The following is a 13,011-nucleotide window of genomic DNA, read 5'->3' as shown; positions in this document are numbered from 1 at the left end:
AAGGTTTTTTTACTGTCGCTTGACATGGGAATAACTTGGAGATGAACGTCCACTACAGGTTTATGGTTATCAAGGAGTGTCATTCATTAAATATTAAATTGGAAACGGAAGAAAATTGTTCAATTACAGATTTTCCGAACGTGCAATTCTACTCCGGTGCGATAGTTCCCTTTTAGGGGTGTGATAATAGTGAAGTTGGTACTTCAAGTATCCAAAACGTAATAACTCTTTATTTTTATATTTCATGTAGTTTTATTCATTAACGGATACAATGTGCGTATGAACAAACACAACCGTATCACTATCCATTGAGTTCTTTATCAGAAAGGATGTGCCATCTAAAGAATAAGTAAGCTCACCAATAAATTAAAATGCTTATTCGGGATGACTAGCTTTATCACTTAATAATAGTTTTACAATTTCCATGTTTTCACCTCTTGTAATGTAAGTAGTGATAAGATTGTCTAAAGTTGAGAAAGATTGTTTGTCCATGTGAAAATGACGGAAACGCTTAACTAGTAAATTTTATAGATGTGATGAATAAGTTAAGTGCAGTTGCACTGGATGAGGTTACTCTTTGATCATTATTGATCAAAGTTTTGCTTTGTCAAAATACGATGCATGCTATAGGTAGTGCTTTGGATTGTATTTTCTCCATTAAAATAGAGACATAGGAAAATGGGCATTCATTCATTGAGGTTTTGGCTCTTGTTTACTTGATATCTGTGGAAGATTAGTACAGCTAGTTTGTTTCCTAATTAAGCGGAAAAAGTTTAATTGAGTGGGTGTTACGTTATTGATATGCTAAAGGTGCAACCAAGCACCGGTACTTTAAGTCTAGGACAATACATGAGTGAACGGAACTTCCTTTTCATCTAAAGTACATAAGCTTATGCGAGATACTTTATGAAAGTGGGGACGTTGCATGAAAAACAAATTATCTGTCGTTATTGCAGGTGGAGGGAGTACGTATACTCCAGAAATTATTTTAATGCTGTTGGACAACCTAGATCGCCTTCCTTTACGAAAAATTAAGCTGTATGATAATGATGAAGCAAGGCAAAATAAGGTTGCTAAAGCATGCGAGATTTTAATTAAAGAAAAAGACCCAACGATTGAATATGTGGCGACAACAGATCCTGAAGAAGCGTATACCGATGTAGATTTTTGTTTAGCGCACATACGTGTAGGTCAATTACCTATGCGTGAATTGGATGAGAAAATACCATTAAAATACGGTTGTGTAGGACAGGAAACATGCGGACCAGGTGGAATAGCATATGGCATGCGTTCTATTGGTGGGGTAATTGAAAACATTGATTATATGGAAAAATATTCTCCGCATTGCTGGATGTTAAACTATTCGAACCCAGCTTCTATTGTGGCAGAGGCGACTAGGAGACTACGACCAAATTCACGGGTCATTAATATTTGTGATATGCCAATCGGAATGGAACATGGCATTGCTGATATTGTTGGTGTTCCTTCTCGTAAGGATTTAGATATTCGCTATTATGGTCTTAATCATTTCGGATGGTATACATCCATCAAAGATAAAACTGGAAAAGAATTACTTCCAGCGTTAATTGAACATATGAAGCAATATGGCTTTATTAATGGAGAAGAAGGAATGGCAACGGAAAATAAAGATAGTTGGTTTGAGACGAATCTATTTGCGAAGCATTTAGTTGCTGTCGAACCTACGACCATTCCAAATACGTATTTAAAATATTATCTCTACCCAGATTATGTAGTAGAACATACAGATCCAAACTATACAAGAGCCAATGAAGTAATCGACGGCAGAGAGACGGAAGTGTTCTCAGCTTGTGCGGAAATTGAAAAAAATGGCCATTCCAAAGGCACGAGTCTTGAAATTGGCATACATGCTGAGTTTATTGTTGATTTAGCAACGGCGTTAGCATTTAATACGCAAGAACGTATGTTAATTATTGTTGAAAATAAAGGCACTATTAAAAATTTCCCTGATGATGCTATGGTGGAAATACCTTGTATTGTTGGCAAAGATGGCTATGAGCCGTTAGCAATGGGCGAAATTCCTACCTTCCAAAAAGGACTTATGGAGCAGCAGGTAGCTGTTGAAAAGTTAGTAGTAGAAGCATGGATTGAGCAGTCGTACCAAAAGTTATGGCAAGCTTTAACATTATCGCAAACCGTTCCAAGTGCAACGGTAGCGAAGCAATTGCTTGATGATTTAATGGAAGCAAATAAGCAATATTGGCCTGAACTTTATTAAGAACGATTGCTATTATGGTAGAATTTAGCTAGCTATCTGTTATAATATTATAGGATAGATGAAAGAGAACTTTCATTTACAACAAGAAAATAATTTTACTTTTGTAAAACATAGGTCGCGCTTCGTCCTTCCAGTTTTTGCTTAAAACGGGGGATGACAGCGCGTTTATACTTGTACTATAGGAAAACTTGATTTCCTATGGTTTATAGTATAAGAAAAATTACAGCTTCCGCCATAAAGATTTGGCGATAAGCTAAGTTTTGCTTACAAAATATTTTCTTTTCAATTCCTTAGAAAGGCGTCATCTTATGGATAAACGTGTATATTTACTCACTATCGTATCATTTGTAGTTGGAATGGTAGAATTAATCATCGGGGGCATATTAGATTTAGTGGCATCGGATTTGAATGTCAGTCTTGGTAAAGCGGGGCTGCTAATTACGATATTTTCACTTGTGTTTGCCATTACAGCACCACTTCTAATGATTGTCACTGCCAAATTTGAGCGAAAGCGACTCATGCTATTTTTCTTACTGCTTTTTTCTTTAAGTAATTTAGTTGTTGCGCTTAGCCCTGTATATAGCATGTTATTTGTCGGTCGAATGCTTTCAGCAGCAAGTGGATCGCTATTAATTATTCTCTGTTTAACGATCGCTGCTAACATTGGTAGCGAGAAGCACCGTGGACGTGCAATTGGATTTGTATCAATGGGAATTAGCGGTTCGATCGTTCTAGGTGTACCAATCGGGTTGGTACTTGGTAATACATTTGGCTGGCGTGCTCCATTTTTATTCATTGTCTTATTAACGTTGTTGTCCATGGTCGGTGTTTATTTCTTAATGGACAAAGTACAGCCTAAACCGCAAGTACCAATAAAAGAACAAATTAACTCATTAAAAGAAAGTAAAATATTTTTAGCGCACTCGACTACTTTTTTATTTATGGCTGGACATACAATACTCTATGCTTATTTCACTCCATTTGTAAAAGAAACGATGGGGATAAGCGGCAGTTGGCTTAGTGTGATTTATTTTGTGTTTGGCATTGCAGCAGTAAGTGGTGGAGGCATAGGTGGAACGATATCCGACCGTTTTGGTACAAAGCGAACCATGCTTACAACATTAATTCTTTTTGCTGCATCTATATTTATTCTTCCATTTACAACTTCTGTATGGCCACTATTCATTATCGTAATGGTTATATGGGGGATGATGAGCTGGGCGATTACCCCAGCATTGCAAAGTTATTTAATTGAATCGGCTCCTGCAACAGCAGATATTCAGCAGAGCTTAAATAATTCTGCCTTGCACTTTGGAATTGCGTTTGGTTCTTTTATCGGCAGTATTGTCATTGAACAAGCTCACGTGGAACAAAATGCCTTTGCAGGTGGAGTGCTGATTAGCTTTTCTATCATTACAATATTGATTTCAATGTCCAAGACTGCAGTCGCAAGAAAACATAAAGCAATATATAAATAAGAGCAGTAAAAAGCGTGTGTGCTTGAAAAAAAGCACACACGCTTTTTTAAGGTGCGCCCTGCATGGGCGAAAACTTGGTGGTGAAAGTCCACTACAGGCATGGCAGTAGGAACTGTTAGCGAAAGACAAGGTGGCTATCGCGAGGTAGTGGCTGAAGGAAGTCGGACGCAAACTCCTGAACTGACGAACAGAAACTAGATAGAAGGCTGAATTAGGTCGGATAAGGTTGCCTAACAAACTGAAGTCCAATACTGCCCGAAACCTATACAGTAAATCTAGCAGTTACATGGGAGGAAAGTTTTCGCTCTTACCGGGGGAGGTCTTGTGAGGGTGCAGTGGGAGTTGAATGATAACAAACCAGCACAACCAAGACGATGACGTCTTGGTGAATCACAAGAAGTCAGCAGAGGTCATAGTAATGTTACTTGACGAAACATGAAGGACCGAACAATAGTCGTTTTGAAAGCTCTAGGAGGTGTGTAAGGTGCGACAACTGCAGAAAACAGGAGAATCTGGCTATCGGCAGAGAGATAGTGTGGAACATGAAGGGTATGTCGAAGCGCATAGTGGCTTACATGGTGAAAAGAACAATCAAAATGGTGTATCCAATCTGTTTGAAAGAATCCTGTCAAGGAACAATCTCAATCAAGCTTACCTTCAAGTCGTCAGAAATAAGGGGGCAGCCGGTGTAGACGGTATGACGTGCGACCAACTACTTCCATACTTGAAGGAACATAAAGAGGAACTATTACTCCAGTTATATCAAGAAAAATACAAACCGCAACCCGTCCTGCGGGTTGAAATCCCGAAACCAGACGGTGGAAAGAGAAAACTGGGGATTCCGACAGTCATCGACCGGATGCTTCAACAAGCGATTAACCAAGTGCTCCAACCAATATTTGAACCAAAGTTCTCCGATAATAGTTTTGGGTTTCGTCCAAAACGTAGTGCACATCAAGCCATCATACGGGCAAAGTCATACTACGAACAAGGGTACAAATATGTGGTGGATTTGGATATGAAATCCTACTTCGATACGGTAAACCATGACAAACTGATGTATTTCGTGGAAAAACAGATAGATGATAAGCGCGTGCTTCGCTTGGTAAGACAGTATTTATTGAGTGGAATTATGATAAACGGTATCTTTGAGAAATCGGAAGAAGGAACGCCGCAAGGTGGAAACTTATCGCCGTTACTCAGTAATATTTATCTGAATGAATTAGACCAACGATTAGAAAAGCGTGGTCACAGATTCGTCCGCTATGCGGACGACTGTAATATCTATGTGAAAAGCAGGAGAGCAGGATATCGGGTAATGGATAATATAACGAACTTTCTTGAGAAGGATCTGAGTTTAACTGTTAACCGAGAAAAGAGTGCGGTTGGAAGTCCTTTGAAACGTAAGTTTCTTGGCTTCTGCTTATTAGCTACGAAGAAGGGTGTCAAAATTCGTCCGCATAATAAAGCGAAAGTGACCGTCAAAAGGAAACTCAAGCGGATCACCAAACGCAATCGTGGACGACATCTCGAAGTGATTCTTAAAGAAATCCAACAACTTATGACAGGTTGGATAAACTACTATGGCATAGGGGAAATGAAAGGATTTATAAAGAATCTCAATGGATGGTTGAAGCGAAGAATTAGACAATATCTCTGGAAGCAGTGGAAAAACCCACGCACAAAAAGGAAAAATCTAATTCGCTTAGGTATCGATAAACATAAAGCTTATGAATGGTCGAATACAAGAAAGGGCTACTGGGTTATATCCAGTAGTTATGTACTCCATCGTTCATTAACAGATAAAGAACTGGCATCGAGAGGATATAAAGACATCGCTCTACAATACCAGTTCGTACACTCAAACTATTGAACCGCCGTATACCGAACGGTACGTACGGTGGTGTGAGAGGGGCGTAAAGTTACTTAACTTTTCCCTCTACTCGATTCGCCCGAGTTCGTCGAGACCTCGCTCGCCCCGCACGTATTTCGCTCGCGACACCCAGAAGTTTCGTCAGTATGATTTGTATATGCTGTTAATGTAATTGATTATCTTGCTGCACGATCGTATAACTGTTTAACATATGCTGCATGTCTTGTGGTGCTAGCTGTGGGACTTGATAGTAGCCATGTTTGTTTTGATATAGAAAGATTTCATAGCTCATTTCGATAAAGTTTGGAACGGTATCTGCAATGACGCGACGTAGTACAGGATTTGTCATTTCCGTAGCTGTCATAGCAAGTAGTGAGCTTAAAGATTTTGTATTTCCGAGCATGTAAGCAGATAGACCTTGATCAGATAAGTCGTTAATTGATGCGTTCGGTTTTTTTGGTTGGCCAGGGGTTATGCCATAAACGACATTATTATCTTGCTGCATCTCATATTGTTGTGTTGGCACAGCGGGGTCTTGTCCGGTTTGAAATGTTTGCACAATCGTGTTGTAAGCTTGCGTGACGAAAGCGGTTTGTCGTTGTAAAATCTCTTTTAACTCAGGGTCTTGTATATGTTGATCATACATTTGGTATTGGTCAAGCATACTAATTATTCCCGCAATGATTTCATGTGCATCAAATAATTCATGACCTCCATGATTGGTGTTTTGCTGATTTGGCATCGATCCAGGTTGTTGCTGGTTACCTTGCTGATTCATGTTGTGCATAATGAATTCCTCCTTGATTGTGTATTTTCCTTCATAGATTTTCCTGTTTATTTATTTTCATGTATTTAAATTTTTTTATCGTACACATAACCTTTTATTTATTGGCAAACATATAATCATAACGCAAAAAGGGCGGTGTTCATAGTGCGATTAGACCAACCTAGCTGCTGGTCAGAGCATGGTGCATTACAAACAGTGCTTGTTTGTTCTCCCTCCGTGCAAAGTATTCCAAGTCTACAAGTGGCAGAGAATGTACAATGGAATGCTCCAGTTCAACAGGATGTAGCAATGGAAAATCATCATTCACTTATATCTGTTTTGAAACAGGAAGGTGTTCAGGTAATTGATTATGCTTTGTACTTGGATCTGGTCACGAGGCAATTAAATGAGCAATTAATTAATCGTTTTTTTGTACGTGACTTGGCATGTGTATTTGGAAACACGATACTCCCGGGGATCGCAGGGACGTTTATGCGTCGAGCAGAATATGATCACGTTCATAAACTTTTGGAAAACTGGTTTCCAGAAACTTTTACTAAAGGAGTCACGAAAGGTGTAAAGGCATTAGAATATGGAGATGTCCTCATTCTAAATGCAAATGCTGTTTTTATTAATATTGGTATGCGTACAAGCTTGGAGAGTGTGGAACAAATGATGGGACATATTTTTCAAGCAGGATTTACAGAAATTGGACTGATTAGTTTGCCAAGACGGGCAGACACGCTTCATTTAGATATGAATTGTAATGTGGCGGCAGAGGATGTCGTCATTGCTAAAAACTATATGTATTATTTGCCAGTGCAAGTTGTCAATGAAGAAGGTGTAAAGGGCTATGACATGACAGAGAAGTTTTTGCATCGTCATGGGTTTGACGTATATTGGTTGGACAAATATGAGACGATACCTGATATTAACTTTCTTAATATAAACCCAGATACATTATTAATTAGTAAACAAGCACATAAGCAAATGTTAAAATCCCATCCCAAATTAAAGAATAAACGCTTTATAGAAGTTGACGTTTCCGAATTAGAAAAAGCTGGCGGAGGTATCCGTTGTATGACGCTGCCTCTGGTTCGTAAATAAGCAACATGAAAAAAGGGCAAATGAACTGGTGGCAGCTGTCTTTATTAGGTGTGGGATGTACCATTGGAACAGGCTTTTTCCTTGGAAGTAGTATGGCGATTAAAAACAGTGGTCCTGCGGTTATAGTGGCATTTGTCTTAGCGGCAGCAGGAACGTTTATCGTCTACGATTCTTTGGCGAGTATGTCGGTGGATGATCCAAATAAAGGATCATTTCGCTACTATTCTCAAAAAGCATTTGGCAGTTGGGCAGGTTTTAGTAATGGGTGGGTGTATGCTTTTTCAGAAATTCTAATTATGGGTAGCCAACTTATCGCCTTAGGGATATTTACACAATTCTGGTTTCCCAATGTTTCTTTATGGCTGCTTTGTGCCATATATGGCGCGCTAGGGTTACTAGTCATTTTAACCGGTATGAAAGGGTTTGAAAAAATAGAAGGCTTATTTGGCATAATGAAAACAGCTGCCATCCTTATGTTTATTTTCGTAGCGGTGTTTCTATTAGTGACATTTGCAGGAGGAGAAAGTTTAATCCCTTCCTTCAACAAAACAAACCTATTTTCAGAAGGACCAACCGGTGTTTGGCATGCATTGATTTATGCTTTTTATGCGTTCGGTGGTGTGGAGGTAATGGGGTTACTAGTTATTGATTTAAAAAAACCGAAAGAGGCTCCCAAAGCTGGAAGGGTAATGATGATCGCACTCACTGCTATTTATATTATATCCATTAGTCTCATTCTCGTACTTGTATCATGGCAAACGATCCATGCTGATGAAAGTCCGTTTATTACAGCGCTTAAACCACTCTCCATTCCTTATGTCACAGATATTTTTACCGGGGTCTTCATTATTGCGGGCTTTTCTACGATGGTTGCAGCACTATTTGCAGTCCTCACGATTTTAGTTTCGTTAGCAGAAGACCACCATGCCCCTTCTATTTTTCAGCATCATGGGAAATGGAATGTGCCTTGGCCAGCATTTTTATGCACGACAGGTGGGTTGGTGGTATCCGTTATTATTGCGCTTGTGTTACCAGATCGCTTATTTGAATATGTGACGACTGCTGCTGGGTTAATGTTACTCTATAATTGGATGTTTATATTAGCTACTTTCTTAAAACAAAAGAAACAGACAGGGTGGCAAAAAATAAAGCCGCTCATTGGAATGCTACTCATCACCATAGCTGTATCTGGTACATGGGTGGAGAAAACGAGTAGAATTGGTTTTTTCGTCAGCTTTGTTTTTATTTGTTTCATTGCTTTAGCTACCTTCTTGTCTCGTTCTACAAGACAACATGGATAGGTGGCGAGCGTCCCATCCATGTGTTCTCATTACCTTCTTCTATTGTAAGAACGAGCTCATTTTTTCTTTCATACGCATAAACGGACACTTGCTAGGACTCTCATCATCGTCACTTAAGAAGTATTGTTTCCATTCATGGTTATCCTCTTCGCCATACCATTTTAAATCGGGGTGGCCAGGTATCCCGTCATACTGGAATAGACGCTTGCGGATAATATTTTTCATTTTGCGCCCAAATGTGGTGTTTCCATTCAGGTTTTCGAATACCCAGCGTGGCTGAAATGCTATCATAAAATAAGGAAAATAGCGGCTTTTCCTTTTTCGATGTGCAGGGGTAGCACAAAAAGCAAAGTAAGGCTCGCCAGCAAAACAAAATTCCCACTCATGGTGTTCAGGTTCTTGTGGAATTGCTTCTGGCCACGGTTGTTCATCATAAGCAGTAACTTGATTCAAAGCATTCCAAAACAAATTGCGATAATCTTCTACGGAATAATTGCGAATCATATCCTCTGGTGTCTCAAAGAACACGGCCAATGACGTGTAGTTGCCAAAGCTTCTAGCATGATTGCCATAAGTTTTTAATGCAGTTGCTAGCTCTTCTGAAGCGCTCGTTTCACGTGGATCGGATACGAAGCAGAAACGAAGCTGATTGTCTAAAAAACCTTGTCTTGCAGGAACGCAAGGGTACGTATTCGTATCTATAAGCATACTGGTGAAGGTCTGATAGGCTTGCTGTTTCCATAGTGGCAAATTGGTTATTTCCTCATCAAGTGAGTGTTTCTCATATAATGCACCCATTTTTCACTTCCCCTTTCTAGTGGTAACGTATGAAAAAAGGGCATATTAGGTGCTTGCCTATACGCATGATGAAGTTAGGAGTTAAGTAAAATATCACTTTGTTAACAGCAGGAAAGCCTCGTATCCGAAATAGACGCCAAAGCCGATAAGCATGATCCCAGCTCCAACGGTAATGATATACTGCACTTTTGCATGAAAAAATTTGCGAAAAGAAGTAGCTACACTCGCCATCACCAAATCCCAAATAAGAATACCAAGAAAAATACCACTACTATATATAATCAGCTGGAAATTACTGTATAAATCACTTGTTTTTGCCAATACAGCGCCGTAAATACCTAGCCAGAAAATAATGTTTAACGGATTAGAAATAGCAAGTAGAAAACCTGCGCGAAATGATTTGAATTTTGATGTTTGTCGAGAAGAACGATGAATGTGTAATGATTTTTTTGCGCTGACGATACTTTCTATTCCGGTATAAACAAGAATGAAAAAACCAAATAGCCAGAGGAAGGTCTTCATGAGTGGCGTCGTTAAAAATTGCGCCACGCCAAAGTAAATGAGCAACATAAAAACTAGATCGCCAATCATTCCACCGAGCCCAACTAACCAAGCATGGATAAAACCGTGATTCATCCCTTTATTTAATTGTGCCGCGTTTATTGGTCCAACGGGCGCAGAGAGAGAAATTCCTAATAAGATATAGCTAAAGAAATTCATTCGTTCACCTTCTTTTAAAATGAATGGATGGCGCATCATGGAGAAAACAGCTATGTATATTTCCATACTATTGTATTCATAGTATGTAGCTTGTACCACTATTTTATTTTTACACGACGGAAATGTATAAAAATCTCTGATCAAGCTAATCTTTTCTGAAAAGTTTTTTATTTAGGAGTAGTAGAGATATAGATGAATATGCACACAAGAAAGATGACAGATGGTATACTAAGCATAGACGAGGTGAAAAGATGCAACGTTTACTTTTTGAGGCTTCATGGGAAAAGACAATCGATGCTAGAGATCGGGAAGAAATAGAAAAAGTTTTTGAACAAGTAAAGGAAATGAAAGAATCGAGGCAATCGTTTTTTATATTAAGCCAAGCGCGTAATCATCGTAACGATTTGCTTGTAACTGTGCTCATTCAAAATGGTTTGGAAACGGACTGGGTTCTCTGTGGAGGGAAATTAACGTATTACGAAGCAAATAAGCTTATTGCCACGGAAGTTTTTTCTGATAAGCGATTAATCGTTCCTGCCAAGTGCAGCATGCCGTGGACATTTATTTTTCCTGAAAGCTCCGTACAACAGGAACCGAATTTTAAAAAAGGGACATTACAGATGTTTTCCCAACGATAAAGCCAACTCATTTAGGAGGAGGGTGTAAGGAAGATCTAATACGGAACAACATTTAAAATCTCGGTTTCTACTGTAGGAAAAGCATTTAAACGCCAAGACTTAAAGTATAGGAAACTGTCATAAATAGATTGGACGAGCTTTTTCCATAAGTCTTTGCCGACAATCCATGTTTTTCTAATAAGAGCAAAACCAGCGTGTATTTAGAAAGGGAGGATAGGATGGCTAAGCGGACATTAGTAATGAATGTAGATGTAAAAGAAGCACATGTGCAAAGAATTCAGCAGGCATTGCCAGATTGGAAAATTGTTGCAAATAAAGCGTTGGATGACGTGCAGGACGATATAAAAGAAGCTGAAATCATGTTGCATTGGAAAAAAGATATGGAATCCATTGTATTTGAAGAAAACAAGAATTTGCAGTGGGTGCAAACATGGAGTGCGGGCATTGATAACCTACCATTATCAGAGCTTGAGCAAAGAGGGGTTCACGTCACAAGTGCTAATGGTGTGCATGCTTATCCAATTTCGGAAACCATTTTTGCGCTTATATTGGGACTTACCCGAAAGATTCATACGTATGTGAAGCAGCAACAAGATAAAGTTTGGTATCATGCACGTTTGAATCAGGAAATACACCACAAGACGATCGGTATTATCGGTGCTGGAGCAATTGGTCAGGAAACAGCTAAAATTGCTAAAGCATTTGGCATGAAAGTGCTCGGGGTGCGTCATTCCGGGAAGCCTACTGCGTATGTTGATGATATGTACAAGCCTGAACAACTAGATCACGTACTTGCAGAGAGCGATATTATTGTTATTACACTGCCATTAACAGAAGAAACGAGACATATGTTTGCAAGAAAGCAGTTTGAACAGATGAAAGATTCTGCTCTTCTGATAAATATTGGGCGTGGTGCTATTGTTCATGAGGAGGATTTGATTAAAGCATTGCAAGCAAATGAAATAGCCGGGGCTGGTTTAGATGTTTTTGCTAAAGAACCATTACCAGAAGACAGCCCGCTTTGGGAAATGGAAAATGTGATTATAACTCCTCATACCGCTGGATCGACGGAGTATTATGATGAACGTGTTATAGACGACATTTTTCTACCTAACTTACAGCAATATCTTCAAGGAAAAACACCTAAAGTGAATGCCGTTCATTTTGATAAAGGCTATTAGAATATCGGTAGCTATCTTCTTTATAGGAGATAGCTTCATTATAGGAAGAAATGAGGAAAAATAGATGCACTTATTATGGGATTTTGACGGAACACTGATAAATACGTATCCGATGTATACGAAATGTTGTCAGCAAGTTATAGGAAAAGGAGCAACAGAGGAGGAAATATATACGCAACTGAAAAAATCTTTTTCTCATGCCATTGCACATTTTCATATGACGAAAGACCAGGAATTAGAGGTGCGTCGTCTTGTTAATCAAATTCAACCAGAGGAAGTGAAACCTTTCGACGGTTTGGAGCGCGTATTACAGGCAGCAGATGTCAATGTCATTATGACGCATAAGGATTATAAAAACGTGAAACGCATCTTGGACTACCATGGTTTGACATCTTATTTTGATGATATGGTTACAAGTGATGATGGATTTCCACGTAAGCCGGATAGTGCTTCCTATGCTTATTTACATCAAAAGCACCGTATCGATATGGCGATAGGAGACAGAGAACTTGATTTGTTACCTGCGAAAGAGCTAGGAATGAAGACGTGCAGTTTTCAAAATACGCATGCAGAAGCAGATTTTTATCTTTCTTACTATCATGATTTTTTTTACACGATAGGAAAGTAGACCATTTTACGGTTTAGAGGAAAGTTGCTATAGAGATTTAATGGCTTTCTTCTAAATTGTAGGTATCAATGTAAAAAGGGAGAGGTCATTTGCTTTCCGGTGCCGCACCCCAAAAGTTAGAGTGAAAATCTGACTTTTGGGGTGTTTTTATATGGCTAAATATAGTTATGAATTTAAATTGATGATTGTAAAAGAATATCTTGAAAATTCCTTGGGCTATGGATTGCTAGCGAAAAAACATGGTATTCCAAGCCAATCACCAAT

General features: G+C 39.0%; 12 protein-coding genes. 9 read left to right on the top strand and 3 right to left on the bottom strand.

Translation table 11 applies throughout. The annotated features are described in order from the left end of the window. Positions 1 to 925 precede the first annotated feature (925 nt). The 3 genes from B2C77_RS00500 to ltrA all read left to right on the top strand — a co-directional run bounded on the left by B2C77_RS00500 (position 926) and on the right by ltrA (position 5,608). Entirely contained in the window at positions 926 to 2,257 is a 1,332-nt protein-coding gene (locus tag B2C77_RS00500; protein WP_077701834.1) for a 6-phospho-alpha-glucosidase, read from the top strand. A gap of 308 nt (positions 2,258 to 2,565) precedes the next feature. Further along, positions 2,566 to 3,735, top strand: coding sequence for an MFS transporter (locus tag B2C77_RS00495; RefSeq protein WP_077701833.1), 1,170 nt, complete (start codon positions 2,566 to 2,568; stop codon positions 3,733 to 3,735). A gap of 484 nt (positions 3,736 to 4,219) precedes the next feature. Then, positions 4,220 to 5,608, top strand: coding sequence for a group II intron reverse transcriptase/maturase (gene ltrA, locus B2C77_RS00490; protein WP_077701832.1), 1,389 nt, complete (start codon positions 4,220 to 4,222; stop codon positions 5,606 to 5,608). Positions 5,609 to 5,771: 163 nt separating this feature from the next. On the opposite strand, the gene B2C77_RS00485 is transcribed toward ltrA, so the two are convergent. Continuing rightward, positions 5,772 to 6,395: a spore coat protein gene (locus B2C77_RS00485; protein WP_077701831.1), complete on the bottom strand. Its 624-nt coding sequence runs from the start codon at positions 6,393 to 6,395 to the stop codon at positions 5,772 to 5,774. Between the two features lie 144 nt (positions 6,396 to 6,539). Here B2C77_RS00485 and B2C77_RS00480 point away from each other — a divergent pair, with 144 nt between their 5' ends. Both B2C77_RS00480 and B2C77_RS00475 read left to right on the top strand, forming a co-directional pair. Further along, positions 6,540 to 7,481, top strand: coding sequence for an arginine deiminase family protein (locus tag B2C77_RS00480; protein WP_077701830.1), 942 nt, complete (start codon positions 6,540 to 6,542; stop codon positions 7,479 to 7,481). 5 nt (positions 7,482 to 7,486) lie between these two features. Then, a complete protein-coding gene (locus B2C77_RS00475; protein WP_077701829.1) occupies positions 7,487 to 8,782 on the top strand; it encodes an amino acid permease in 1,296 nt (431 codons plus the stop codon). Positions 8,783 to 8,821: 39 nt separating this feature from the next. Here the strand turns inward: B2C77_RS00475 and B2C77_RS00470 are convergent, their stop codons facing one another. Together B2C77_RS00470 and B2C77_RS00465 are read right to left on the bottom strand one after the other, a co-directional pair. Further along, positions 8,822 to 9,580 (bottom strand): YqcI/YcgG family protein, encoded by a 759-nt coding sequence (locus B2C77_RS00470; RefSeq protein ID WP_077701828.1) that lies wholly within the window; start codon positions 9,578 to 9,580, stop codon positions 8,822 to 8,824. A gap of 93 nt (positions 9,581 to 9,673) precedes the next feature. Then, positions 9,674 to 10,300, bottom strand: a complete 627-nt coding sequence (locus B2C77_RS00465; protein WP_073008462.1) for a LysE family translocator — start codon at positions 10,298 to 10,300, stop codon at positions 9,674 to 9,676. Between the two features lie 251 nt (positions 10,301 to 10,551). Between B2C77_RS00465 and B2C77_RS00460 the strand changes: the two genes are divergently transcribed. The 4 genes from B2C77_RS00460 to B2C77_RS22420 all read left to right on the top strand — a co-directional run. Next, positions 10,552 to 10,938, top strand: coding sequence for an SLAP domain-containing protein (locus B2C77_RS00460; protein WP_077701827.1), 387 nt, complete (start codon positions 10,552 to 10,554; stop codon positions 10,936 to 10,938). 218 nt (positions 10,939 to 11,156) lie between these two features. Next, positions 11,157 to 12,119 (top strand): D-2-hydroxyacid dehydrogenase, encoded by a 963-nt coding sequence (locus B2C77_RS00455; protein ID WP_077701826.1) that lies wholly within the window; start codon positions 11,157 to 11,159, stop codon positions 12,117 to 12,119. Between the two features lie 64 nt (positions 12,120 to 12,183). Beyond that, positions 12,184 to 12,747 carry an HAD-IA family hydrolase gene (locus B2C77_RS00450; protein ID WP_077701825.1) on the top strand — a complete coding sequence of 188 codons (564 nt, stop codon included), beginning with the start codon at positions 12,184 to 12,186 and terminating at the stop codon, positions 12,745 to 12,747. 151 nt (positions 12,748 to 12,898) lie between these two features. Beyond that, the coding region (locus B2C77_RS22420) for a transposase (RefSeq protein WP_141130633.1) at positions 12,899 to 13,011 on the top strand (113 nt) is incomplete at its 3' end.

Origin of the sequence: Virgibacillus dokdonensis (genome assembly GCF_900166595.1) — a bacterium.
GTDB lineage: Bacteria > Bacillota > Bacilli > Bacillales > Amphibacillaceae > Virgibacillus > Virgibacillus dokdonensis.
Note: the sequence above shows the minus strand (reverse complement) of the source record. Positions and strands in the feature narration are given on the sequence as shown.

Bases quoted from the DNA above. Each gene is read 5' to 3' on its own strand.
- B2C77_RS00500 (WP_077701834.1), top strand. From the start codon at position 926: ATGAAAAACAAATTATCTGTCGTTATTGCAGGTGGAGGGAGTACGTAT.
- B2C77_RS00495 (WP_077701833.1), top strand. From the start codon at position 2,566: ATGGATAAACGTGTATATTTACTCACTATCGTATCATTTGTAGTTGGA.
- B2C77_RS00485 (WP_077701831.1), bottom strand. From the start codon at position 6,395: ATGCACAACATGAATCAGCAAGGTAACCAGCAACAACCTGGATCGATG.
- B2C77_RS00475 (WP_077701829.1), top strand. From the start codon at position 7,487: ATGAAAAAAGGGCAAATGAACTGGTGGCAGCTGTCTTTATTAGGTGTG.
- B2C77_RS00470 (WP_077701828.1), bottom strand. From the start codon at position 9,580: ATGGGTGCATTATATGAGAAACACTCACTTGATGAGGAAATAACCAAT.
- B2C77_RS00465 (WP_073008462.1), bottom strand. From the start codon at position 10,300: ATGAATTTCTTTAGCTATATCTTATTAGGAATTTCTCTCTCTGCGCCC.
- B2C77_RS00460 (WP_077701827.1), top strand. From the start codon at position 10,552: ATGCAACGTTTACTTTTTGAGGCTTCATGGGAAAAGACAATCGATGCT.
- B2C77_RS00455 (WP_077701826.1), top strand. From the start codon at position 11,157: ATGGCTAAGCGGACATTAGTAATGAATGTAGATGTAAAAGAAGCACAT.
- B2C77_RS00450 (WP_077701825.1), top strand. From the start codon at position 12,184: ATGCACTTATTATGGGATTTTGACGGAACACTGATAAATACGTATCCG.